The organism is Gemella sanguinis ATCC 700632 (assembly GCF_000701685.1).
In the GTDB taxonomy this organism is placed as follows: domain Bacteria; phylum Bacillota; class Bacilli; order Staphylococcales; family Gemellaceae; genus Gemella; species Gemella sanguinis.
In genome coordinates this window covers 122170-148096 of record NZ_JNJO01000002.1, presented here as the reverse complement: position 1 = coordinate 148096, position 25927 = coordinate 122170, and the positions used below count along the sequence as shown (strand labels likewise).

At 30.7% G+C, this 25927-nt stretch carries 25 protein-coding genes; 21 read left to right on the top strand and 4 right to left on the bottom strand.

Features of this window, described 5'->3' with window-relative positions:
• Nucleotides 1–3 precede the first annotated feature (3 nt).
• The 11 genes from T369_RS09065 (at nucleotide 4) to T369_RS0101760 (ending at nucleotide 8402) form a co-directional block, all read left to right on the top strand.
• Nucleotides 4–174: a DNA-directed RNA polymerase subunit beta gene (locus T369_RS09065; protein WP_006363731.1), complete on the top strand. Its 171-nt coding sequence runs from the start codon at nucleotides 4–6 to the stop codon at nucleotides 172–174.
• Between the two features lie 12 nt (nucleotides 175–186).
• Nucleotides 187–1167, top strand: coding sequence for a phosphate acetyltransferase (gene pta, locus T369_RS0101805; RefSeq protein WP_031550963.1), 981 nt, complete (start codon nucleotides 187–189; stop codon nucleotides 1165–1167).
• Nucleotides 1168–1283: 116 nt separating this feature from the next.
• Nucleotides 1284–1931 (top strand): O-methyltransferase, encoded by a 648-nt coding sequence (locus T369_RS0101800; RefSeq protein WP_031550960.1) that lies wholly within the window; start codon nucleotides 1284–1286, stop codon nucleotides 1929–1931.
• Nucleotides 1932–1945: 14 nt separating this feature from the next.
• Nucleotides 1946–2422, top strand: coding sequence for a hypothetical protein (locus T369_RS0101795; RefSeq protein ID WP_031550958.1), 477 nt, complete (start codon nucleotides 1946–1948; stop codon nucleotides 2420–2422).
• Between the two features lie 18 nt (nucleotides 2423–2440).
• The gene (locus T369_RS0101790; RefSeq protein ID WP_031550955.1) at nucleotides 2441–3367 is read left to right on the top strand and encodes a peptidase U32 family protein; all 927 of its coding nucleotides are present in this window, start codon (nucleotides 2441–2443) and stop codon (nucleotides 3365–3367) included.
• 76 nt (nucleotides 3368–3443) lie between these two features.
• Nucleotides 3444–4715 carry a peptidase U32 family protein gene (locus tag T369_RS0101785; protein ID WP_031550953.1) on the top strand — a complete coding sequence of 424 codons (1272 nt, stop codon included), beginning with the start codon at nucleotides 3444–3446 and terminating at the stop codon, nucleotides 4713–4715.
• Nucleotides 4715–5341 (top strand): uridine kinase, encoded by a 627-nt coding sequence (gene udk, locus T369_RS0101780; RefSeq protein ID WP_031550950.1) that lies wholly within the window; start codon nucleotides 4715–4717, stop codon nucleotides 5339–5341. The genes T369_RS0101785 and udk overlap by 1 nt, the downstream gene beginning before the upstream one ends.
• 48 nt (nucleotides 5342–5389) lie before the next feature.
• Nucleotides 5390–5878, top strand: coding sequence for a transcription elongation factor GreA (gene greA, locus T369_RS0101775; RefSeq protein ID WP_006363723.1), 489 nt, complete (start codon nucleotides 5390–5392; stop codon nucleotides 5876–5878).
• A gap of 4 nt (nucleotides 5879–5882) precedes the next feature.
• Complete coding sequence (gene mtnN / locus T369_RS0101770; protein WP_031550947.1) at nucleotides 5883–6566, top strand: 5'-methylthioadenosine/S-adenosylhomocysteine nucleosidase; 684 nt, start codon at nucleotides 5883–5885, stop codon at nucleotides 6564–6566.
• A 251-nt stretch (nucleotides 6567–6817) separates the two neighbouring features.
• A complete protein-coding gene (locus T369_RS0101765) occupies nucleotides 6818–7795 on the top strand; it encodes a lysylphosphatidylglycerol synthase domain-containing protein (protein WP_031550944.1) in 978 nt (325 codons plus the stop codon).
• Nucleotides 7785–8402 carry a glycerol-3-phosphate acyltransferase gene (locus tag T369_RS0101760; protein WP_031550941.1) on the top strand — a complete coding sequence of 206 codons (618 nt, stop codon included), beginning with the start codon at nucleotides 7785–7787 and terminating at the stop codon, nucleotides 8400–8402. Before T369_RS0101765 ends, T369_RS0101760 begins: the two co-directional genes overlap by 11 nt.
• Before the next feature lie 16 nt (nucleotides 8403–8418).
• On the opposite strand, the gene T369_RS0101755 is transcribed toward T369_RS0101760, so the two are convergent.
• Entirely contained in the window at nucleotides 8419–8811 is a 393-nt protein-coding gene (locus T369_RS0101755) for a hypothetical protein (protein WP_031550938.1), read from the bottom strand.
• 210 nt (nucleotides 8812–9021) lie between these two features.
• Here T369_RS0101755 and T369_RS0101750 point away from each other — a divergent pair, with 210 nt between their 5' ends.
• The 6 genes from T369_RS0101750 (at nucleotide 9022) to T369_RS0101725 (ending at nucleotide 16308) form a co-directional block, all read left to right on the top strand.
• Nucleotides 9022–10455, top strand: a complete 1434-nt coding sequence (locus T369_RS0101750; protein WP_031550934.1) for a PTS mannitol transporter subunit IIBC — start codon at nucleotides 9022–9024, stop codon at nucleotides 10453–10455.
• Nucleotides 10456–10580: 125 nt separating this feature from the next.
• Nucleotides 10581–12560, top strand: coding sequence for a BglG family transcription antiterminator (locus tag T369_RS0101745; protein WP_031550930.1), 1980 nt, complete (start codon nucleotides 10581–10583; stop codon nucleotides 12558–12560).
• 186 nt (nucleotides 12561–12746) lie between these two features.
• Complete coding sequence (locus T369_RS0101740; protein WP_006363714.1) at nucleotides 12747–13190, top strand: PTS mannitol transporter subunit IIA; 444 nt, start codon at nucleotides 12747–12749, stop codon at nucleotides 13188–13190.
• 27 nt (nucleotides 13191–13217) lie between these two features.
• Nucleotides 13218–14366 (top strand): mannitol-1-phosphate 5-dehydrogenase, encoded by a 1149-nt coding sequence (locus tag T369_RS0101735; RefSeq protein ID WP_031550927.1) that lies wholly within the window; start codon nucleotides 13218–13220, stop codon nucleotides 14364–14366.
• Nucleotides 14367–14829: 463 nt separating this feature from the next.
• Nucleotides 14830–15402 carry a C40 family peptidase gene (locus T369_RS0101730; protein ID WP_031550924.1) on the top strand — a complete coding sequence of 191 codons (573 nt, stop codon included), beginning with the start codon at nucleotides 14830–14832 and terminating at the stop codon, nucleotides 15400–15402.
• A gap of 333 nt (nucleotides 15403–15735) precedes the next feature.
• Nucleotides 15736–16308: a hypothetical protein gene (locus tag T369_RS0101725; RefSeq protein WP_051618954.1), complete on the top strand. Its 573-nt coding sequence runs from the start codon at nucleotides 15736–15738 to the stop codon at nucleotides 16306–16308.
• A 421-nt stretch (nucleotides 16309–16729) separates the two neighbouring features.
• On the opposite strand, the gene T369_RS0101715 is transcribed toward T369_RS0101725, so the two are convergent.
• Nucleotides 16730–18376: an L-lactate permease gene (locus tag T369_RS0101715; RefSeq protein WP_031550918.1), complete on the bottom strand. Its 1647-nt coding sequence runs from the start codon at nucleotides 18374–18376 to the stop codon at nucleotides 16730–16732.
• Nucleotides 18377–19254: 878 nt separating this feature from the next.
• On the opposite strand from T369_RS0101715, the gene T369_RS0101710 reads away from it, so the two are divergent.
• The 4 genes from T369_RS0101710 to lpdA are packed head-to-tail and all read left to right on the top strand — an operon-like array spanning nucleotide 19255 to nucleotide 24501.
• Nucleotides 19255–20235, top strand: coding sequence for a thiamine pyrophosphate-dependent dehydrogenase E1 component subunit alpha (locus tag T369_RS0101710; protein WP_006363709.1), 981 nt, complete (start codon nucleotides 19255–19257; stop codon nucleotides 20233–20235).
• 47 nt (nucleotides 20236–20282) lie between these two features.
• Nucleotides 20283–21275, top strand: a complete 993-nt coding sequence (locus tag T369_RS0101705) for an alpha-ketoacid dehydrogenase subunit beta (RefSeq protein WP_031550915.1) — start codon at nucleotides 20283–20285, stop codon at nucleotides 21273–21275.
• Between the two features lie 29 nt (nucleotides 21276–21304).
• Entirely contained in the window at nucleotides 21305–22693 is a 1389-nt protein-coding gene (locus T369_RS0101700; RefSeq protein ID WP_031550912.1) for a dihydrolipoamide acetyltransferase, read from the top strand.
• A gap of 59 nt (nucleotides 22694–22752) precedes the next feature.
• The gene (gene lpdA / locus T369_RS0101695) at nucleotides 22753–24501 is read left to right on the top strand and encodes a dihydrolipoyl dehydrogenase (protein ID WP_031550909.1); all 1749 of its coding nucleotides are present in this window, start codon (nucleotides 22753–22755) and stop codon (nucleotides 24499–24501) included.
• 50 nt (nucleotides 24502–24551) lie between these two features.
• Here the strand turns inward: lpdA and budA are convergent, their stop codons facing one another.
• Both budA and T369_RS0101685 read right to left on the bottom strand, forming a co-directional pair.
• Entirely contained in the window at nucleotides 24552–25250 is a 699-nt protein-coding gene (gene budA / locus T369_RS0101690) for an acetolactate decarboxylase (protein ID WP_031550906.1), read from the bottom strand.
• Nucleotides 25251–25266: 16 nt separating this feature from the next.
• The gene (locus tag T369_RS0101685) at nucleotides 25267–25797 is read right to left on the bottom strand and encodes a GNAT family N-acetyltransferase (RefSeq protein ID WP_006363704.1); all 531 of its coding nucleotides are present in this window, start codon (nucleotides 25795–25797) and stop codon (nucleotides 25267–25269) included.
• Nucleotides 25798–25927 lie beyond the last annotated feature (130 nt).

Genomic DNA, 25927 nt, shown 5'->3' with positions numbered 1-25927 from the left:
CCTATGAAGATAATAAATGATGTAATATTACGATATATTCGTATTATAGTAATAATCATACTAGTATTTTATATTGGTACAATTATAGGTTATGTTGCATTAGGTAAAGGTAGCTTTGTGGATGCACTGACATTAAAATCAATAAGACACATTAAACATATTATATACAATTAGGAGGATATGAAGATGGCAAATGATTTATTTGTAGAACTTCAAGAAAAATTAGAAGGGAAAAAAGTACGTATTGTATTTCCAGAAGCATACGATGAGCGTGTACTAGAAGCAGCAGTTAAACTAAGTGCTACTAGCTATGTTCAACCAGTATTAGTAGGGAAAAAAGAAAAAGTAGAAGAGCTTGCTAAACCATTATCTTTAGATGTTTCTAGTATCGAATTCGTGGACCACGAAAACTATGAACAATACGATGAAATGGTAGCGAAGTTTGTAGAGCGCCGTGCTGGAAAAGCTACAGAAGAAAAAGCTCGTGAATTACTAAAAGATGTTAACTATTTTGGAACTATGTTAGTTTATACTGGTAAAGTAGAAGGATTAGTATCTGGAGCTATTCACTCAACTGGAGATACAGTTCGTCCTGCATTACAAATCATTAAAACTAAACCAGGTACAAAACGTACTAGTGGTGCATTTATTATGAGTAAAGATGACAAACGTTATGTCTTTGCTGACTGTGCTATTAATCCGACATTAGATTCTGAAGGATTAGCTGAAATCGCAATTGAAAGTGCTAAAACAGCAAAAAGCTTCAATGTCGATCCTAAAGTAGCAATGTTAAGTTTCTCAACATTAGGTTCAGCAGTAACTGAAGATACTACAAAAGTAGCAGAAGCTACTAAATTAGTTAAAGAAAATGCACCTGAGTTAGCTGTAGAAGGAGAATTACAATTTGACGCAGCTGTAGTGCCATCTGTCGCTAAATTAAAAGCCCCTAATTCAAAAGTTCAAGGTGATGCTAATGTATTTGTATTCCCAAGCTTAGAAGCAGGAAATATTGGTTATAAAATTGCTCAACGTCTTGGTGGATTTGAAGCAGTTGGGCCAATCTTACAAGGTCTAAATGCACCAGTTAACGATTTATCTCGTGGATGTAACGCAGAAGATGTTTATAAACTTGCGTTAATTACTGCAGTTCAATCATTAGAAAAATAATTAATATTGAAATTTTTAAAGAGAGTTGATTTTTATCAACTCTCTTTGTCCTTTATAATTGCAATAATAATAAAGTTTATGTTATCATAATATGATGTATAAATATGGAGGTAAACATGGTTGCAATAGAGTCAAAAGATGATTTATATGTCATAAATTTACTAGAAGATTTTGATGATTTTTATCTAGATTTAGAAAAATTTGCTGAAGAAAATAGAGTACCAATAATCGATAAAATAGGAATAAGATTTTTAATTCAAATGTTAAAAATAAAAAAGGCAAAGAATCTATTGGAAATTGGTACAGCAATTGGATATACATCTATTAAACTTGCTGAAACAATAGGATGTAATGTTACTACTATTGAACGTGATGATAAGATGTATAATATTGCTAAAAGTAATGTAGAAAAACGAAATCTTACTGATAAAATAACACTTCTTCATGCGGATGCCTTAGAACTACAAGATGAAGTAGTAAGAAATGCACCGTACGACATTGTTTTTATTGATGGTGCTAAAAGTCAAAGTAGAAAGTTTTTTGAACTGTATGAACCATATTTTGCTGAAGATGTTGTAGTCTTAACTGATAATGTTCTATTTAAAGGAATGGTAGCAGATCCTAGTATTATTAGACATAGTAGAGATTTAAAACAACTTTCAAGAAAGATAAATAACTATAATGAGTGGTTGTTAAAGCATGAAAATTATGAGAGTGTTATTTTACCATTTGGAGATGGGATAGCAATAACAACTAGAAAATAGAGGAGTATATGCTAATGAAAAAATTTAATATTTTTATAGCTGCATACTTTATCTTCTTATTTTTATTATTTATTATAAATGCTATATTAGAAGCTAGTACGGATTATGCGTTAATAATTGTATATTATCCATACTTATACTATATAGCCGTATTATTAATTATTATAAAAGGCTGGGAAATGCTCATTAGGATAATGAACACTTTTGGTAGTAATTCTTTAGCTTCATTATTTGGTAAATTTATTATTATAGGTATAGGTTTATTTGCTACTCTTTGGATTTTTGTAATGGTTTTATTTTTCGGAGGTTTTGCTTCATCTAAAAAATATGAGGATTTAAACTTGCTAGCATATGATTCACCTAATAAGTTAAATAAAACTGAGTATATAGTAATAGAAAGAGGCGCTTTTGCAGCAACAACATTTTTTTATCATGAAAGACATAATTTATTTTTAATGAAGAAAAAAGAGAGTTATTCTCATAAAATTTAATTAACGAGAGGATTTAAAATGACTGTAGAGTTAGTAGTAACTCCGAAGAGTGTAGACCATATTTATGAACTTATCAATGTTGGGGCTGATAGCTTCGTCATCGGTGAAGAAAAATATGGTTTGAGACTTGCAGGAGAATTTAAAAGAGATGAATTAAAAAAAGCGGTAGAAATCATTCACCAAGCTGGGAAAAAAGCATATGTTAGTGTAAATGCAATTTTTCACAACGAGCATCTTGATGATTTAGTAGATTATCTTCATTATCTAGCAACACTAGATGTAGATGCTTTAATCTTTGGAGAACCGACTATTATTACGATTTTAAGAGAAGAAGGATTGAACTTTAAGCTTCAATGGGATCCACATACATTAGCAACAAACTCGTTCTCATGTAATTATTGGGGTAAACGAGGAGCATATAGAACATGTCTTTCAAAAGAACTAACTATTGAGGAAATTGTAGAAATTGCTGGGAAAAGTGATTATGAGATAGAAGTTCAAGTACAAGGAATGCTATGCATGTTCCAATCTGTACGAAAATTAGTAGACAATTATTTTATGTACAGTAAAAAAGAAAGCTATATAGAAGAATATAGTAATTCTAAAAAATTATTTTTATATAGCCAAGATAGAAATGAACGTTATCCAATTTTTGAAGATTCAAACGGTACACATATAATGAGTGCTAATGATATTTGTGCAATTGAAGAACTAGATCGTTTAATTGAAGCAGGAGTTAGTGCATTCAAAATAGATGGTGTTCTAAAAGATGAAGACTATATTACAGAAGTAGTAACAATTTATCGCGATGCTATAGATCTTTATTATGAAGATAAAGAAGCATACGAAGATGAAAAACAAGATTTCTATAATGATATAGAAAAAATTAAACCAAAATATAGAGAAGTTGACTTAGGATTTTTCTATAAGAAAACTATGTATTAGTAGGTGGAGGTTACCTATAAAAACCTAAATTTATATGACAAGGAGGATAGGTCATACTTGAATGTGACTTAAACTTATGGCGATACCAAATATATCAGAAATTAGAGATGGGAAGAGAGTTATTGTAAAGAAACCAGAACTTTTACTTCCTGCAGGAAACTTAGAAAAATTAAAAATAGCAATTCATTATGGAGCAGATGCTGTATTCCTTGGGGGACAAGAATTTGGGCTTCGTAGTAATGCGGATAACTTCACTATAGAAGAAATCAAAGAAGGATGTGACTTCGCTAAAAAGTACGGAGCAGATATATATGTAACAGCAAATATAATTGCTCATGATGAAAATTTTGAAGGATTAGATGAATTTTTAATTGCGCTCCAAGAAGCTGGAGTTCGAGGTATAATAGTAGCGGATCCATTCATTATTGAAAGATGTAAAGCTGTTGCTCCAAATGTAGAAGTACATATTAGTACGCAACAATCTATTTCGAACTACAAAGAAGTACAATACTGGGAAAGTGAAGGAGTGCATCGTGTTGTTCTTGCACGAGAAACAGGTTATGAAGAAATAAAAGAAATACGTGAAAAAACAGATGTCGAAATAGAGATGTTTGTTCATGGAGCTATGTGTATAGCGTACTCAGGACGTTGTACGCTAAGTAATTATATGACTGCAAGAGATAGTAACCGTGGTGGATGCTGTCAATCATGTCGTTGGAACTATGACCTTTATGAAGAAGGACAAGAAGAAGATACAAAACTATTTGATGAAGGTGCAAATCCTTATGCAATGAGTCCTAAAGATTTAACTTTAATAGAAGCTGTACCTGAAATTATAGAATTAGGTATTGACTCACTAAAAGTTGAAGGTCGTATGAAATCTATTCACTATGTTGCCACAGTAGCTAGTGTATATAGAAAATTAATTGATGATTACTGTGCAGATCCTGATAATTTTGAAATGACACCTGAATACAAGTTAGAACTTTATAAATGTGCTAATCGTGATACAGCAATGTCATTCTTCTATGAAATTCCACAATATACTGAACAAATGTTTGGTAATGAGGGAAGTAAAAAAACTAATTATGATTTTGTTGGTCAAGTTCTACATTATGATGAAGAAACAGGTATTGCGACAATACAGCAACGTAATTTCTTTAAAACGGGACAAGAAGTTGAATTCTTTGGACCAGAAATTGATACATTTAGACAAGTTATTGGAGAAATTTATGATGAAGATGGGGAATTACTTGATGCAGCAAGACATCCACTTCAAATTATAAGAACTAAGTTAGATTCTAGAGTATTTAAGAGTAACATGATGAGAAAGGAAATGGGACGCTAATGACAACTAAAAAGCCTAAAATTATTGGTATTGTTGGGGGTAGTGGTAGTGGAAAAACTACTGTCACTAAAAGAATTATTGATGAATTAACAATAGATAAAGTAGCGTTAATCGAGCAAGATTATTATTATAAAGATCAAAGTCATATGACTATGGATGAAAGAGTAAAAACAAACTATGACCATCCAAGTGCATTTGATAATGAACTTTTATACACTCATTTAACAGAGCTTATGGAAGGAAATGCGGTAGAATTACCTGTGTATGACTATGTAAATCATACACGTAGTTCTGAAAAAAAACATCAAGAACCTAAAGATGTAATTATTATCGAAGGTATGTTTGGTTTACATTCAGAAAAACTACGTGAATTAATGGATATAAAAATTTTCGTTGATACACCGAGTGATTTACGTATTTTAAGACGTTTATTACGTGATATTAATGAACGTGGAAGAACGGTAGAGTCAGTTATTAATCAATATTTAGTGTCAGTTAGACCAATGCATGAGAAGTATATTAAACCAACTAAACAATATGCAGACATAATTGTTCCAGATGGTGGCTACAATGATATTGCAGTAGATATTTTAATAACAAAAATTAAATCACTACTAGCAAAATAGTAAAAAAAACGATATAATAGAGAGTAGACAAAAAAAAGGAGTATTACTATGGCATTAGAAGAAAAATTAGAATATCAAATGACCCAAGAAGGTTATGATCAACTTGTAGAAGAACTAGAACATTATAAAAAAGTTAAACGTCCAGAAGTAATTGAAAAAATTAAAGTAGCACGTAGTTTTGGGGACTTATCTGAGAACTCAGAGTACGATGCAGCAAAAGATGAACAAGGGTTTATCGAACAAAGAATCTTAGAAATGGAACAAATGATTCGATATGCAGTAATTATCGAATTAGATGAAAAATCAAGTGCAATCCGCCTTGGTAACACTGTAACTTATCAAGAATTACCTAATGGAGCTACAGAAACTTATAAAATTGTAGGTAGTGCGGAAGCTAATCCATTTGAATACAAAATTTCAAATGAGAGTCCAGTTGCTCAAGCATTACTTGGGAAAGAAGTTGGGGATGTAGCAAAAGTATCTCTTCCAACTGGTCCTGAAGATTCAATGGAAATAAAAATTCTAGAGGTTGAATAATATTATGATAGCTTTAATAGGTGCAATGCCGGAAGAAGTTGCTATTATAAAAGAAAAGATTGAAAATCTTAAAGAAAGAAAAATAGCTCATGTAACTTTTTACGAGGGAATATACGAACAGCGTAGTATGGTATTAATGTTAAGTCTTCCTGGGAAAGTTAATGCGGCAATAGCAACAACACTTTTATTAGATCACTATAAACCAGAGTACGTTATTAATATAGGTACTTGTGGTGCATTACAAGGAAGTATGGAAATAGGAGATATGATTGTGGCTACAGAAGTTCGCCACTTTGATGTTGATGCAACAGAATTTGGCTATGAATTAGGTCAAGTTCCTCAAATGCCAGCTGTATATAAGAGCGATGAAAAATTACAAAAATTAGCTGCTGAAATTGACTTACCAAATCATAATATTCATTTTGGTTTAGTTGGAACATCAGATTCATTTATTTCTAATAAAGAACTTAAAAATAATATTTTGGCTAATTTTCCTACTATGCAAGTAGTAGAAATGGAAGCAGCTGCAATTGCTCAAACTTGCTATCAATTTGGGACTAAATTTATAGTTTGTCGAAGTGTGAGTGATAAAGCAGAAGAAGGTACTCGTGTTACATTTGATGAATTTCTAAAAATAGCAGCAGTAAATTCATCTATATTAACAACAGAGTTAATTAAGAAACTTTAATAATTATAGAACAGCAAAGGGAAGTGAAGGCTTTTCTTTGCTGTTAATTTTTTGAGATATGATAAAAATAAAAATAAATTTTGGTAATGGAGAAAGTATCTGCAATATTTTGAAAGCGTTGAATTATTACTTGATATAAGTAATTTTACCATTAAAAGCAACTGTAAAAATTTATTTAGAATAATTATTATTGAAAAAATTAGTATAAAATGTTATGATAAAGTAGAAAAAAATATATAAGGAAAATAAAAATGAAAAATTTTAATAGTAAACGATCTTTTAACTATTTGAAAAATATAACTCAAACAGTTATTGGATTACTAATATTTTATTTGATTTTTTCCTATTTTAAAAAAGAAATTACTAGTTTAGATTTTAAAAAAATATATCTCTTAACATTACAATTAGGTAATGTTAAATTTTTCTTTGTTATATTTTGTGGTTTACTAGGTATAACAATATTGTGTTTATATGATTATTTTGTTTTAAAAGCAATTAATTTAACAAAGAGTATGCCTTCATTCCGTATTTTTAAAATTAGTTTTATGACTAACACATTAAATATGGTATTAGGTTTTGGTGGATTTATTGGTGCGGGGCTAAGATATTATATGTATAAACCTTATACAAAAAATGGTAAAAGTTTAGCTACCGCTATAGGAATGATACTCGTTTCAATGCTGTCAGGAATCAGCTTGCTATCTATTTGCGTAGTTTTAAATATTTTCCCAGGACAAGCTTTGTATGCACATAATAAAGTGTTTTATTATTGCTTATTACTAATGTCATTGTTTTTACCTTTATATTTATTTTTTAATTTAAAAAAACCAAGTATACGTAGTGATAGATATTTAAGTATAAAACTTACTGTTATTTCTTTCTTAGAATGGGTATTCGCAGCTTTAATTATACTGATTATTCTTTATTTTTATACAGGAAGTATAGTTGCAAATAAGGAACTTCAAATAATGGGTGTAATTATAGTAGCTTCAATAGTAGGATTACTATCTATGATTCCTGGAGGTATGGGGACTTTTGATGCTTTAGTATTAATAGGCTTAATGAATCTTGGTATCGATAAAGAAGTAATAGGAGCTACGATAATAATCTATAGAATTTCATATTATCTTGTTCCGTTTACTATAGGTTGCTTAATGTTTTTAAGTGAAGGAATAACCGCTGTAAAAGATAAATTTATTAAAAGAGAGGAGAAAAACTATGATAACTAGTATTATATATGCTATTATAGCCTACTTCCTAGGTAATATAATGGGAGGTAAGTTATTAGAGAAAATTTATAAAGAAGATTTGTCTAAAGCTGGTTCAGGAAATGTAGGAGCCAGGAATGCTGGTCGTGTCTTAGGAACAAGATCATTTGTTTTTGTTCTGGCAGTAGACTTTTTCAAAGGATTTTTAATTGTTATTTTATTGAAAATATTAAATGTAGATGCAATTACTATATATGTATGTATACTATTTGTGATTTTAGGACATATCAAACCATTATTATTTAATTTTAAAGGTGGAAAAGGTGTAGCAACGTTTTTCGGAACTATGGCTGCATTATCACTTCATTTATTTTTAGTCTTAATACTTTGTACAGTAGTTATTGCGGTAATTATTAAGAGTTTAACAATTGGATTCTACTCAAGTTTACCATTAATTACATTTTTAAATTACATAGAAACTCGATCATTTATTATTTTAATAATATTTATTTTAATAGTATCGTTAGTATCAGTAGTAGGGGTTAAAGATATAGAACAAGCATATGAAAAATACTTTAGAACACCCGTTAAAAAAAGACCAACAGTTAAAAAGAAACCAGCTCGTTAATGAGCTGATTTCTTTTTTATTTTTTTCTGTATTTTTCAATTAATAAATCTTGCGCCAATTTTTTACGTTTAATGCTAATAACAAAGGCAATAGAAAATAGGAAGATAGCTATACCAAAAAAGTATTTAACATTAAAAGGTAATTCAATATTGTTAACTGTAAAATATGTTGTAACATATAAAGTCATAAATCCAATTGCATAAATAGTAGTATCTAATTTTAATAGACGCAATAATTTATCATCAAAAACATCTAATTTTTCTTTTTGTTTAAAATACTGAGAAAAAGATGTTCCAACATAAAAGGGAAGTGAAACAAAGAAAATTGCAGAATTCTTTGTTAATAGAAATCCAAGTAAAGATAAAATAAATAATGTATCAAAAATGGCTAAAAAAGACGTGTTTTTCATGATTTAATAACTCCTTTCGATAAATAAAAACTATACTTTATATTATAACATATCATGTATTATTTTTATTAATTTATTTTGGCAAAAAATAGGTAACCCCATTTTGGCAAAAACTACTTCGCCTTTTTTGATATTGTCTAGTCAAAAAGAAAGCGATATAATTAACTCATAAGTAAAAAAGAAAAAATAATTTAAAGGAGATTTATACTTATGAGCGAAAATAAAAGCGGATTAAAAGTTTTAGTTCAAAAAGTAGGTACTGCACTTTCAAGTATGGTAATGCCAAACATTGGTGCATTTATCGCTTGGGGGATTATCACAGCATTCTTTATTGAAAAAGGATTTACACCAAATGCACAATTAGCATCATTGGTTGGACCAATGATATTCTTCCTGTTACCATTATTAATTGCTTATTCAGCAGGTAAAAATATTCACGAAGAACGTGGTGGAGTAGTAGCTGCTATAGCTACTATGGGTGTAATTGTAGGAACAACTACATTTACAGAAAAAGGTATTGGTGGAACACCTATGTTCCTAGGTGCAATGGTTATGGGACCAATTGCAGCATACTTAATGAAAAAATTTGATAAAGCTGTTCAACCAAAAATTAAAACTGGTTTAGAAATGTTAGTTAATAACTTTTCACTTGGTATTTTAGGATTTATTCTTTCAGTTATAGGATACTACGGTATTGGACCAGTAGTTAAAGTTATTACTAATATTTTAAGTGCAGGAGTTGATGTAATTGTTAATGCTCACTTATTGCCATTAGCTAACATCTTTATTGAACCAGCTAAGATTTTATTCTTAAACAATGCTATTAACCACGGTATTTTAACTCCGATAGCTACAGAACAAGCATTAAATACAGGTAAATCTGTGTTATACTTACTAGAAGCTAACCCTGGAGTTGGACTTGGTATCTTATTAGCTTACATGTTCTTTGGAAAAGGTTCAGCAAAAGCATCTGCACCGGGTGCTGCTCTTATCCACTTCATCGGAGGTATTCACGAAATTTACTTCCCATACATTTTAATGAAACCAGCTTTAATCATTGCAGCTATGGCTGGAGGAGTTAGTGGTACAGCTACATTCCAATTATTAGGTGCAGGTCTTCGTGCACCGGCATCTCCAGGTAGTATTATTGCAGTATTAGCACAAACTGCTCAAGGAAGTTACTTTGCAGTAATCGCTGGGGTAGTGGTATCAACAGCAGTAACATTTGTTGTAGCAAGTATAATTTTACGTCGTGATAAAAGTGAAGCTGACTTAGAAGCCGCACAAAGTAAAGTAAGCAGCATGAAAGCTGAGTCTAAAGGTCAAGAAGTAGCAACAGAAGCTGCAAGTGAAACTTCATATGCTGATGTTAAGAAAATTATCTTCGCTTGTGACGCAGGAATGGGAAGCTCAGCTATGGGTGCATCAATTCTACGTAACAAAGTTAAAAAAGCTGGATTAGATTTTGAAGTAACTAATGTAGCTATTAGAAACTTAACAGAAGAAAGTGGATTATTAATCGTTACTCAAAACGAACTAACTCCACGTGCAAAACAAATGAACGGAAAAGCTCTACATGTTTCAGTAGATAATTTCTTAAACAGTCCTAAATATGACGAAATTGTTGAGAATTTGCAAAAATAGTCAAAAAGCTATATAATGTTTTTTAAAAGGAAACAGTAGTGTTTATGACTTCATCTTAATAAGGCGATATGCATTACTAAGATGAAGTCATATTTTGTATTTAAAGCTCTAAATATGGAGGAAATATGTTTAGCGAAAGAGAAAAACTTATATTACAAGTTTTATTAAAAAATAATGAACAATTAAGTATAAAGGAAATAGCGAAAGCTACAAAAATAAAAGAAAGAACACTCTATAGAGAAATTAAAAATCTAGAAAGTTCATTGCAGGCGTTAGATATAGACTTAATAAAGGAAAAATCAAAATACTACTTAAGTGGAAATATTGAATCATTAGATTCTACGCAGTTTGAAACTAGTTTTGAAGATTATGCATACTCTGCGGAAACTAGGTTAAATTTGATTTTATGTTTTATAATTTTAAATGAGGATACATCTATTAAGGATATTTCAGAAAAATTAATGCTTAGTTATAATACTGTTGCCTCAATAGTACCTACGATTGAAAAAATACTTGAAGATTATAAATTATCTCTAGTAAGGAAAAAAGGACAAGGTATTGAGATTGTCGGAAAAGAAATAGATAGAAGAATTTTATTAATTTCACTATTGTGTAATGAAATAAGTGATGAGGAATTTTTCACAAGATTAAATGGTCGAGAAAGTTTATCAAGTAATCCTTTTATGAAGTTTCTAAACTTTGATCTTTTAACTCAAATATTTTATAACAATAAAAATCTAGAAATATTCAATATTTATACAGATTCAAGTATAAAGAAAATTCTAATTAGTTTAAATATAGTATTTTTAAGATTATCTTACGAAACAGAATCTAAAGAAAAATATACTCAAGATGAGTATAGATATATTATAGACTTATTGGAAGCTACAAAAAAAAGTATAGAGTTTGATATTACAGATAGTATAATTAATTTTCTTATAAAAATATTGAAAACTTGTAGGCTTATTGAACAGCTATCATATTTTAATGATAAGTATTCATATACGCTAGTTTATAAAATAAACTTATTAATAAAATATGTATCAGAAAAAATGAATGTAGATTTTACTCAAGACACTAATCTATCAGGTGGTCTTATAGCGCACGTTGAGTCTGCAATAAAAAGATATCAAATGAAACTGACTGAAGAAAATGACGAGCTACAAGAGTTTGTTCTTAAAAATTATAATGAATTATACTTAATAATAAAATCTGAACTACTAGTTGTTTTTGATGAAATTAATTTTAATTCAACTGAACTTAGTTATATAGTTATACACTTTGCTTCAAGTTATGAACAAATTTATCGTAAAAACTTTGTTAGAGCATTGGTTATTTGTGCTAGTGGTATTGGAAGTTCAAAAATTTTAGGAAGTCAGATAAGAAAAAATATTCCAGAGATAAAAAATCTAGAATATACAATACCTAGTAAAGTAAATAGTAATTTTGTTAAAAATTATGATGTTGTAATTTCAACTATAGAATTAGATAAAGATATTGATTATATATTAATACCGACAATACTAAAAGAAAAAGATGTCGAAGTTGTTAGAAACAAGATATTAGAAAGTAGAAGTTTTAAAAGAAAAAATTCAGTGGATTCTGATAAAGCTATAAATGTTGAAGAGTTAATGAGAGCTAGTAAGGAAATTCTTGCGAATATAAGATATATAGAAATAGACAATAACAGTGATGAAAGATTAACACTAAAAAATGTATTTGATGAGTCTCGTTTAGAAATTAAAGATAAAGATGAAATAGTTGAAAGCTTAATAGAGCGTCATGAAAAAAGCTCAGTAGTAATACCGGGTACGAACCTAGCGTTGTTTCATACATTAAATGATACTATAGATCAACCATTTATTATTATAAGTAGTCTCAATAATCCTTCTAAAATGGTTAATGTCACTGGAGAAGAAGAAGAGGTTACTGTATTTTTTACAATGGTAAGTCCAGATAATCAAAGTTATACAGAGTTATTAGGTCAAATCAGCATAGCTATTTTAAATGATGAGGTATTAAATTCAGCTTTACATTCAAAAAATAGTGAATTTATAGTAACGAAAATAGATTTAATACTAAAAGATTATATATTACAATTATAAGAGAAAAAGCCAATAGAAATTAAGGTAAATAAATATAGTTTCTATTTAGGCTTTTTTATTTTTTATGGCTAACCACATTTTGGCAAAAATACATTTGCCGACATTGATATTGTTTAAAGAATAAAATCATAATATAATAAAATCATAAGATACGGAATAAAAAAATAAAATGATAGGAGAAATAAGATGAATTTAAAAAAACAAGATATACTATTAGGTCAAGAGATTGGAAGCAAAGAAGAAGCAATTAGAAAAGCAGGAGAAGTATTAGTAGAGAATGGTTATGTAGATGCAGATTATATCCCAGCGATGTTAGAACGTGAAGAAATAGTATCTACTTATATGGGAAATTTTATAGCAATTCCTCATGGTACAGATGATGCTAAAAAATCAATTAAAAATACAGGTATATCTATTATTCAAGTTCCAGGTGGTGTATCATTTGCTAAACCTGAAGATACTGAAGACAAAATGGTGTTTGTAGTATTTGGTATTGCAGGTAAAGATGGTGAGCATTTAGAATTATTATCAAAAATTGCAATTTTCTGTTCAGAACAAGAAAATGTAATTAAACTAGTAAATGCTTCTACAGAAGAAGAAGTAATCGAACTATTATCAGAAGTTGAATAATAAATTATAAAAAAGAAGGTATTAAAAATGAAAGATTTACATTTTGGAGCAGGTAATATAGGTAGAGGATTTATTGGTGAATTATTAAGTAAATCAGGATATCATGTTACATTTGTTGATATTAATGAAGCGATAGTTAATGATTTGAAAAAAAGAGATACATACACTATAAAAGTGTTAGATCAAGAAATAGAAGAAGTAGAAATTTCTTATTTTGATGCACTTAACATTGCTAGTGAAAAAGAAGAAATATACAATAAAATAGGTGAAGTTGAATTAATTACAACATCAATCGGACCAAATGTATTACCTATAATAGCTAAAGATATTGCTGAAGGGTTAAAAAGAAAAGTTGCAGAAGGTAACACAAAATTATTAGATATTATTGCTTGTGAAAATATGATAGAAGGATCTGATTTTCTAAAACAAGAAATATTCAAATATCTTTCAGAAGAAGAGCAAGAGTTTGTGAATAAATATGTTGGATTCCCAAATTCAGCTGTAGATAGAATAGTACCAGCACAAAAACATGATGATGTATTATTAGTAGAAGTTGAAAAATTCTGTGAGTGGGTTGTAGAAGCGGAAAAAATCAAAGTTGAAGACAATAAAAATATTGAAGATGTCCATTATGTAGAAGATTTAAATCCATTTATTGAAAGAAAATTATTCACAGTAAATACAGGTCATGCTGCATTAAGTTATATAGCAAACTATTTAGGTATTGAATATGTATCAGATGGTGCTAAAGATCCAAAAGTACGTGAAGACTTTATTGCAGTTTTAGAGGAAACTAGTGCTTTACTTGTGAAAAAATGGGGATTTGATAAAGAGGATATGACTGCATATAGAAATAAAACTATTAAACGATTTGAAAACCCTAGAATTGTAGATAATGTTTCTAGAATATGCCGTACACCAATTAGGAAATTAGGTTATAATGAGAGATTTATTAAACCAATTAGAGAAACAGCAGAACTTGGTTTAGCTAACGCTGCTCTTTTAAAAGCTTGTTCATATATACTAACTTTTAGATCAGAAGAGGATGAACAATCAATCCAATTAGAAAAATTAATTTCTGATAAAGGAATAATAGAAGCGTTAAAAGAAGTAACACAATTAACTGATGAAAATATACTAAATAGTATAAAAGAAGGTTATGAAAAATTAGTTTAATATATAGAAGAGAACTTAGAACTTAAAGAGAAAAAATCTTTAAGTTCTTTTTTTTCTTAGAATAATGAGACTTATTCTTTAAAAAATATAAGGTGAATATTAAGTTATGTAGAGAGTAATTTAGTATTAATAACTTCTAAAATATTTTATTTGTAAGAGATTGTATTGAGTAGAATAATGTAGTATAAAGAGGGTGTAAATAATGATTTTATACTCTTGTTGTACTTTAAATATAATTAAATTTGAGTTTTAATTATAGTTTTAGGTTGATTTAAGTGGGTTTTAGTTTGTTAGTATATAATATTATTTATCAAGTGCGAGATTGGTGCTTGATAGTAGCTTTAGTTAAAGATTTATATGTCGTTTGAATAAAACTAAAAATTACAAAACTAAAGTACTTGAAAATTAATAAATCGATACATGTATGCACAAGTAGAAAAAAGAAATTTTGGAGGTAATTAAAATGAAGAATAGTAAATTACTTATAGGAACAAGTTTAATAACAATGTTAACGACGGGAGCAATTGGTACAGTAGCTACAACGCAAAATGCTTCAGCTTATGATGCAACAGCTAATCAAGCGACAGCACAATATTCTGGAACATATGGACCAACACAATCGACACAGACAACTCAATCAGGAGTGACAGCTACTACTGGGACGCAGGCTAATACACAGTCAACGACAACTGCTCAGGCATCTTCTTCAAGTAAAGGTGCAGCAATTTATCAAGCGGCATTAAGTCAAGTAGGTACAACACAAGATTGTACAATGCTTGTTACAAACGCACTTAAATCTGCAGGAATCAGTTACCATGACTGGCCAGCAGGATATATGAGTTTAGGAACTACAGTATCAGCATCTGAAGCTCAACCAGGAGACTTAATTTATTATGCAGATGGTGGTACAGGAGTAGCGCATATCGCAGTTTATGCAGGTAACGGACAAGCTGTTCATGGTGGTTGGTTAGGAAATCAAACGGTTGTTAACTCAGCAGATGTAGGTAGTGGAGCGGTATATATCCGTGTAAACTAATTAGTATAATATGAAAGACGTCTTGAAATAATTTCAAGGCGTTTTTTATATAATATGAAGTTATAAAGAGAAATATGTCAATTATTAGTCGAAATTTGAACTTTAAATTTAATTAATATTACTTTAAATATGATTAAATTTGACTTTTAATTATAATATACTGTAAATGTAGATGGAGGAGACTATGTTTCAGCAGGTTATAATTCTCCAGCTGTATATTCTACTGCTGATATAACTGTTAAGAATGCTAATTTAAAAGCTGAAAATTCAGAAGCACTAGTTATCGAAGGACAAAACTCAATCACACTTGAAAACACAAATGTAGAAGGAAATATGAGTGATGATAAAGGAAGTAGTTCAGATACAAATGTGCATAACGTTATGATTTACCAATCTATGTCAGGTGATGCTGAAGTAGGTAAATCTACATTCAATATGAAACAAGGTACATTAATTAATAATAATGGTGATTTAATATATGTAACGAATACAACTAGTGATATAACCCTTGAGAATGTAAATATTGTTAATAATGATAGTGATGGAAGACTTTTAGCAGTATTAGGGAATGATGCTTCACATGGTTGGGGGACAGTTGGATCTAATGGAGGAAATGTGACTTTCACAGCAAAAGATCAAAAGCTAGATGGTAAAATTGAAATTGATACGGTGTCTACATTAAAATTAACATTATCAGGTTCAACAGAATTTAATGGAACTATAAATATTGTTGATAATGCTGAAAATGGAACAGCTGTTGATAATAATGCAGAGGTAACTGTAGAAGAAGGTGCAACATGGAATCTTACAGGAGATGTTAAAATTTCAAAACTAACTAATAATGGAAAAATTAACTTTAATGGTTATAAAATCACATTAGCTGATGGTACAGTAGTTAGTAAATAAATAATTTAACATATAAGCGGAGATGCTATATAATAATAGCATCTCCGTTTATTTATTTCATGATAAGGAGTAACTATTACGATTTATGCATCGTAAATCGTAATAGTTACTTAAGACGAAAATCTATTGACTATGTACCTGAAAAAATATAAAATTAAGTTAACTAATAAAAGATATAGGGGTGATAATAATGGAAAAATGTACATGTGAACATCACTGTCATTGTCATGATGCTGAAGAAAATTGTAAGTGTGGGAACTGTAAAGAAGGTACTTGCAATTGTAAAGAAGGTTGTGAATGTGGCTGTCATAATGCTAAAGAAGATTGTGTATGCGGAAACTGCAAAACAGGTGAATGTCATTGCAATCACAAAGTAGCATAATAGAAAAGACCTAAAGTCGATTGACTTTAGGTCTTTTTTTTATAATGTGAATAAGAAGTTTAATATTCCAGCGAATACTAAGAAAATTACACTCCATTTAATTGTTTTAGAAAAGATTTCGCTATCTTTATTAACTAATCCAACCGCTGCTGCTGCTACGGCAATAGATTGTGGTGAAATCATTTTAGCTATTGCTCCACCGATAATGTTAGATGCAACAAGAAGCGAAGGATCTACCCCAATTTGAGTTGCTGTAACATATTGTAATCCAGCGAATAGTGATCCACTATTTACAACAGAACCAGTTAAGAATACTCCAATCCAACCTAAAATAGGTGAAACTAATGGGAATATTTTTCCTGTATTGGCTAGGGCTAATCCTAATGTTGAAGACATTCCAGAATAAGTAGAAATGTATGCAAAGGCTAGTACAGAACAAATAGTTAAAATAGGTGCCCATAGTTCTAAGATAGTTTCTTTCAATACAATTGCTACTATTCTCGCTTTTACTTTAAATATTACAATTGTTAATATAGCTGCTAACACAATTGCAGTAGTAGTTGAAGTGAAAGGTTCAAAACTGAATATAGCCTTCATCGGAGTTGGTTTTTCAGCAATAGGTGCTACTTTTACTACTGTACTATCAATGTAATAAGGGATCTTAAACACTAAAGAATTAAGAATTCCACGTTTTTGACCAGTTTGTGGATTTGCTGCTTGAACTAATGATTTAAAGAAACTAGTATTTAATATAGTAACAAATACTGTTAATAAAATAAATGGAAGCCAAGCTTTAAAAACTACCTTACCTGATAAATCATGTTTTGTATCAGTAATTTTGCTTTCTGCAGAAAGTATATTTTTTGGACTCCAGAATCTAAGGAATATTATTAAAGCTATTAAACTTACTATAGATGATGCGATATCAACTAATTCTGGACCTATAAATTCTAATAAAATAAATTCTGTAGCGGCAAAAGAACCACCAGAAACTAGAATTGCTGGAAATACTTCTTTTATACCTTTAAACCCATCAACCATAAATACAATTAAAAATGTAACTAGAATAGTTATTAGACATAGTATTATAGCTGTATTTTGACCAACTTTTACAGGGTTAAGCTCTGTAAGTGCTGCTGGAACAGTTACTGGAATTCCCATTGCTCCATATGCTCCACCTGCAATGTTAGAAACTAAACAAATTGCTGCAGCACTAAGTGGATTAAAACCTAAACCTACAAGAATTGCAGCGGTAATAGCTACAGGTGCTCCAAATCCTGCAGCACCTTCTAAAAAGGCATTAAAAGAAAATCCAATTAATAGTACTTGTATTCTTTTATCTGGAGAAATTGAAGCGATACTTTCTTTCATAATATCAAAGCATCCAATTTTCACCGTTAGTTTATAAAGAAAAATTGCAGCTAATACTATACTTGCAACAGGCCATAAACCAGATACAATACCTTGTTCTGCTGCCCCTGCGACTTTATCTACCGGCATTTTGTAAACAAAAATAGAAATAATAGCTGAAGTAACTATACTTAATGCACCAGCTGTATAACCTTTCAATTTGAAAAAGACAAGTGAAATAAGAAAAATAACAATAGGAATAACTGCAATTAGCGCAGATAACCAAATATTATTCATTGGGTTATATTGTTGTTGCCACACTGTGTTTAATGTCATTATTATGAAAAACCTCCTAATATTTTAATAATGCTAATATAGTATAACGCAAAAATTATAACTAATCAAGCATTATTTATTAAAAAATTTAAGTGGTTTAATATTTAATATTATATAGTAACAATAAAAATATAAAATAAAATTTATACACTGACAATGAAAATATTTTCATAAAGACTATAAAAATACAAATAATTAATAGGTAATTGAAAAGGGATATTAAAATAATATTATAATAATAAAGATGCGATTATAATTTATATACAAAAAAATTTATCATGAAGAGTTATTATTAAGGAAGGATAGAGAGAGTACTTATGCTGACAGGGCTAGTTAGAGATACGGTAGCTGGAAGTAGGGGGTGATACTCTAATAAAACACTATTAAAAGTTTTCTGAAATTAGTTTATTTTCATACCTATATTCACTATAATATATAAAAGGAGAATGTAATATATCGCTAAATATGATTTAATACAAGAATATAATAATTATATTTTAAACAAGAAAACGCTTAACGGTTTGCAGAAAAATGCAATATTCTTAATATTAAAATAACAAATATATTCATTATAATCTAATATATTAAAATTATTTTTTTAATTTCTTAAAGGCTGTATCTATAATTTTAATTTTTGGGTTACAGTGTAATGGTGTTGAAAAAAGCATACTATAGGAAGATTCCGCCATAATAGAGGAACTGTATGAGTACAAAAGGCTAATCCGACTGAAACAATTTAGTTATTTTATTTGTAACAAATATTCTTATTTATTTCGGTTCAGTAATTTGACTTTTATAAATAAAAGATGTATATTATAAAAGTAATATGTGATTAACATATTTTACTAAATATATATATACAAATTTTGGAGGTTATTATGGTAAAAACATCAAAAGATTTAACTAAACAAGAGCATTTAGAAATGTATGAACTAATGCAACTTATTAGAGATTTTGATATGGAGTTAAGTAAACTATACTCACGTGGTTTAGTTCACGGTATGACTCACTATTCAGTAGGAGAGGAAGCTGCAAACGTAGGTGCGATTTATCCATTAAGAAAAGAAGACTTAATGTATTCTAATCACCGTGGTCACGGACAAACAATTGCTAAAGGAATTGAAATTGACCGTATGATGGCTGAAATCCTTGGTAAAGAAACAGGTCAATGTAAAGGACGTGGAGGAAGTATGCACGTTTATGACCTAGAACAAGGTAACATGGGATGTAACGGTATCGTTGGTGGTGGACACGGTTTAAGTACTGGTGCAGCGCTTGCTCAAAAAATGAAAAAAACTGGTAATGTTGTAATTTGTTGTATGGGAGACGGTGCTACAAACGAAGGAAGTTTCCACGAATGTTTAAATATGGCATCTAACTGGGATTTACCACTTATTTTCTATGTAATTAACAATAAATATGGTATCTCAATGGCTCAAGAAAGATGTATGCGTGTTAAAGACATTACTGAACGTGCTGCTTCTTATAGAATAAAAGGAATTCACGTAGAAGACGGAAACGATGTATTAGCGGTTTACGACGCAATGCAAGAAGCTATCGATCACGCTAGAAGTGGAAAAGGTCCTGTATTAGTAGAAGCTGTATCTTACAGATGGTTCGGACACTCTGCATCAGACGCTGGTAAATACCGTAGCCGCGAAGAAGTTGCTGAATGGAAATTAAAAGATCCTAATGTAAAATATAGAAATTACTTATTAGAAAACGGAATTGCTACAGAAGCAGAATTAAAAGAAATTGAAGATAGATCAAAAGCTACTATCGATGATGCTGTAGAGTTTGCTAAAGAATCAAAAGTTGCTGATGGTTCAATTGCATTCCAAGATAACTACGCTGACTAATATTTAAAGTTTAAATAATATTTTATAAAAATAGGAGATTAATAGTTATGACTAAAGAAACAAAAATTATGACAGTTCGTGAAGCTATAAAAGAAGCTATGACTCACGAAATGCGTGAAGATGAAAATGTATTTTTAATGGGTGAAGATGTTGGTATATTTGGTGGAGACTTCGGTACTACAGTTGGTATGTTAGAAGAGTTCGGACCAGAACGTGTAATTGATACACCTATTAGTGAAGCTGCGATTTGTGGTTCTGCTGCAGGGGCAGCATCAGTAGGCATGCGTCCAATCGTTGACGTAACATTTATGGATTTCGTAACAATTGGTATGGATGCTATTGTTAACCAAGCAGCTCCAATGCGTTATATGTTAGGTGGAGAAGTACAAGTACCAGTAACTTATCGTTGTGCATCAGGAGCTGGAACAGGTGCTGCGGCTCAACATACAAAAGCACTAGAAGCTTGGTTCTGCCACATTCCTGGACTTAAAGTTGTTGCTCCAGGTACTGCAGGAGATGTTTACTCTATCTTAAGAGCTGCTATCAGAGATAATAACCCAGTTATCTACATTGAACCAAAAGCGTTATTTGGGCGTAAAGGTGAAGTAGAAGTAGGAAAAATCGGTGTTATTGGTAAAGGTGATGTTAAAGTAGAAGGTAATGATGTAACATTAGTATCTTGGGGAAGAATGCTAGAACGTAGTTTGCAAGCTGCTGAAGAATTAAAAGAAGAAGGTATCTCAGTAGAAGTAGTAGACCCAATTACATTAGTACCATTAGATACTGATTTAATCGTGAAATCAGTTCAAAAAACTGGAAAATTAGTAGTATGCCATGATTCATTCAAAACTGGTGGATTTGGTGGAGAAATCGTTGCTAGAATCGCAGAAAGTGATGCATTTGATTTCTTAGATAGCCCAATTTACCGTGTGGCTGGAGCAGATACTAACATTCCATCTGCTAAAGACTTAGAAAAATTAGTTGTTCCAGATGTAGAAGACATCAAAGCAACAATTAAAAAAGCCGTAAATAAAAAATAAAATGTAATTAGCGAAGGATGTGAAAAATAATGGCAGTAGAGGTAATAATGCCAAAAGCCGGAAGTGAGATGGAAGAAGGCGAAATCGTACAATGGTTTAAAAATGAAGGAGACCATGTCGAAGAAGGTGAAGTCTTACTTGAAATTGTAACAGACAAAGTAAATATGGAAGTTGAAGCTGAAGCTACAGGGACTTTATTAAAAATTCTTGCTCAAGCAGGAGATGTAGTACCAGTAGTACAAACAATCGCATGGATTGGTGAACCTGGTGAAAAAATTCCAGGAGCAAGCGAATCAGGAGAAGTAGCTCCAGCAGAAACAATAATTGAGAAAAAAGTTGACTATACTCCAGTAAAAGAAGTAGAAAAAGTAGATTATTCTGGATTACGTGCAACACCAGCTGCAAGAGCTTATGCGCGTAAAAAAGGAATAGACTTATCTAAAGTAAAAGGATCTGGACCAAAAGGAAGAATCCATAAAGATGATGTATTAGACTACAAACTTAACTCTAAAGTTAAAATTTCTCCACTTGCAGAACGTATTGCAAAAATCGAAGGAATTAACACAGAAAGTATTGTAGGTACAGGACCTAACGGTAAAATTATGAAAGCCGATATTATGGCAGTTCTTCACGGTGCTACGAAAGTTGAAGCAGCTCCAAAAGCGGAAGTTGCACCAAAAGCACCAAAAACACCGAAAGCTCCAAATGAAAATCAATGGGGTGTTGTTGAAACAGTACCAATGTCACCAATGCGTAAAGTTATTTCTAAACGTATGAGTGAATCATACTTCAGTGCTCCTACATTCGTAGTAAACGTAGAAGTAGATATGACTGAATTACTAGCATTACGTAAAAAAGTTGTTGACGCTATTATTGAAGAAACTGGTAAAAAAGCAACAGTTACTGACTTTATTTCATTAGCTGTAATTAAATCATTAATGAAACACCCATATGTAAATGCTTCATTATCAAGTGATGAAAAAGAAATGTACTTACACCACTATGTTAACTTATCTATTGCAGTAGGTATGGACAGTGGTTTAGTAGTACCTGTAATTAAAGGTGCAGACAAAATGAGCCTTAAAGAGCTTGTTGTAGCATCTAAAGAAATTACAACTAAAGCTTTAAATGGTAAATTAAAACCAGATGAAATGGCTGATTCAACATTTACAATTAGTAACTTAGGTATGTACGGAGTTAAAAGTTTCGTACCAATTATTAACCAACCTAACACAGCAATTTTAGGTGTAAGTGCTACTGTACCAAAACCAGTAGTATATAATGGTGAAGTGACTGTAAGACCTATTATGACATTAACATTAACAGCTGACCACCGTGTGGTAGATGGATTAGAAGGAGCTAAATTCATGAAGACTCTGAAAGAAGCAATAGAAAATCCATTGTCATTACTAATATAATAGTGATATAATATATTAAGAAAAAACATAAGAAAAGTGTATTAAGGAGTGATTATAAGATGGCAGTAGAAGTTATTATGCCAAAAGCCGGAAGTGAAATGGAAGAAGGCGAAATCGTACAATGGTTTAAGCAAGAAGGTGACGAGGTAAAAGAAGGTGAAGTCCTTCTTGAAATCGTAACAGATAAAGTAAATATGGAAGTTGAAGCTGAAGCAAGCGGAACATTATTAAAAATCGTTCATCCTGCAGGATCTACAGTACCTGTAGTTCAAACAATTGCATGGATTGGACAACCAGGTGAAGAAATTCCTGGAGAAAGTGGTTCTACAGCAGCTGCAGCAGAGGTTGTAAAAGAAGTAGCAGCAGATGTAAAAGTTCCTGAAACAAAACAAGAAGAGGTTGCACCTAAACGTGAACGTCGTGGAGAGTACGATGTAGCAGTAGTAGGTGGTGGTCCTGCTGGTTATGTAGCAGCTATTAAAGCAGCTCAATTAGGTGGAAAAGTAGCGTTAGTAGAAAACCGCGAATTAGGTGGTACATGTCTAAACCGTGGATGTATTCCAACTAAAACTTTCTTACACAATGCAGAAATTATCAACCACATTCGTTCAGCTAAAGATCGTGGTATCAAACTTGTAAATGATGCATTTTCAGTTGATATGGAACAAACTGTAGCTGTTAAAAATAAAGTTGCTAAAACTTTATCAGGTGGTGTAGCAGGATTACTTAAATCTTACGGTGTTAAAGTATTTAACGGAGTAGGTCAATTAACTGCAGATAAAAAAGTTGTTGTTGATGATAAAACTACAATTGATGCTGATAGCGTAATTTTAGCTGGTGGATCAAAAGTAAGTAGAATCAATATTCCAGGAATGGATAGTGATAAAGTTCTTACAAGTGATGAGTTCTTAGATATTAAAGAAGTACCATCTCGTTTAGCAGTAATCGGTGGTGGAGTAATCGGATCTGAGTTAGGTCAAGCATTTGCTACTTTCGGATCTAAAGTTACTATCGTTGAAATGGCAGATCGTTTAATAGCTGCTATGGATAAAGATGCTTCTGTAGCATTAGAAAAACAATTTAGAAAACAAGGAATTAATGTTCTTACATCAACTAAATTACTAGAAATCGTTGATAAAGGTCACGAAGTAGTAGTTAAAGTTGAAGGTAAAGAAGATATCGTTGCAGATAAAGTATTATTATCAATTGGACGTGTTCCAGATAACACTTGTCTTGGTGAATTAGCTGAGAAATTCGAAATGGAACGTGGACGTGTTAAAGTTGATGAATACATGGAAACTTCAATTAAAGGAATTTACGCTCCTGGAGATATCAACGGAACTAAGATGTTAGCTCACGCAGCATTCAAGATGGGAGAAGTTGCAGCTGAAAATGCAATGGGTCACCATAAAAAAGTTGATCTAAAAGCTACTCCAGCAGCAATCTACACTCACCCTGAAATTGCAATGGTTGGTTTAACTGAAGAACAAGCTCGTGAACAATATGATGTTAAAGTTGGAAGATTTAACTTTGCAGCTAACGGACGTTCATTAGCATCAAACCAAGGTGAAGGATTTGTTAAAGTAATTATGGATACTAAATACAGAGAAATCTTAGGTATCCACATTGTAGGACCAGTTGCAGCTGAATTAATTAATGAAGGTTCAACACTTCTACAAACAGAAATGACAATTGATGATGTTATGGATATTATTCACGGTCACCCAACATACTCTGAAGCTTTATATGAAGCAATGGCAGACTGTATCGACATGTGTATCCATGCACCTAAGAAAAAAAATAAATAATTTTTTATAAAAGAAAGATGACTAGCAATTATTATTGCTAGCCATCTTTTTTATTCTATATTCACTTCAGCTTTATGTATTTGCTCGCCAAGAGTCTCGGTATCGATATTAAGATTCCTATATTCATTCGTTTGAGGAAATTTCAAAAAGTAATCTAAAGGTTTCGAAATTTCTATTTGTGCATTTTCTATTTCAAAATCAAATACATGCCCACCGTTTTTTAGGTTATCACTTATATAATGCAAATGAAGACCTCCCACACCAATACCGTGAGCACAATCGGGAGAATAGAAACCTACTACAACTCCTGTAGAATCTTTATATTTAAATATATTTTGACTTTCTAATACTTTTAGAAGTGGTGGATAGGGTTTTTCTTGCTTTTCAGGAGAACGAGTATGTATTTTCTTAAAAGTACCAGTTATTTTTATTGCGTAAAAATAATTTGGGTTTAAATAATCATTTACTTTAGAAATTAAATTGTTAAAAGTATAATTATCAATTTTTTTATATTCAGCTTTGAAAGTTGTAGTACTAGCAAATGGGGTAGTGGTAGATGTAGGTTGAATTGTAGAGTTACCATAATAATCAGTTTTATAGACTTTCCCATCGACTATTATCATTTCTCCATCTAACCCATCAAAGGTACCTATACCAAAGTTACCATGTTTTAAAAGTTCTTCCAGGGTAATTGATCCACTAAATGCTCCCTCCATTATTCCTGCCATTGTACCATATTGAAATAACATAAAAAGACCTCCAAAATTATTTTAATTTATAATATTCTTCTCTTAAAATACCATATTTTACAGAATCATAGTAGACATCTTTATAGTATCTAACTTTACGAATTCTACCTTCAAGTTTTAATCCTAACTTTTCTGAAAGTTTCATCATTCCTATATTACCACTCCAAGTTGTTAAACCTAGTCTGGCAATTTCTGGATGTTCTTTAAAGCAAATGTCAAACCATTCCTTCAAAGCTTTTTCTCCGATCCCTTTAGACCAATATTCTTCATTATAAATAACAATACCGACTTCTAGCCATCTTGTAATAAAACTTTCCCAATGTTTAGTAACAATGCCTACTAAGTTATTATTTACAAATATACCAAGTACTCTATCACTCAAGAAAAATTCATTGTGATTTTTCAGTAAAAATGTATCTAAGTCTAAAAATTTAAATTCATTGAAGTAAGGTGCGTTAAGTTTCGTCCATTCAGGCTCTTTAGAGTTATACATAATATTATAAAGTTCTGTTAAGTTATCGGGTAATATTTTTTTTAGTTCTATCATAAAAACCTCCATATATACATATAATAAGTATAACATATTGAATGCTAAGATACTATGAGCAAGATTATATGAATAAAAAAATTGTTGTGTTAAAATTAATTTTTAAATAAATAAATAAAAAAGGAGTCTT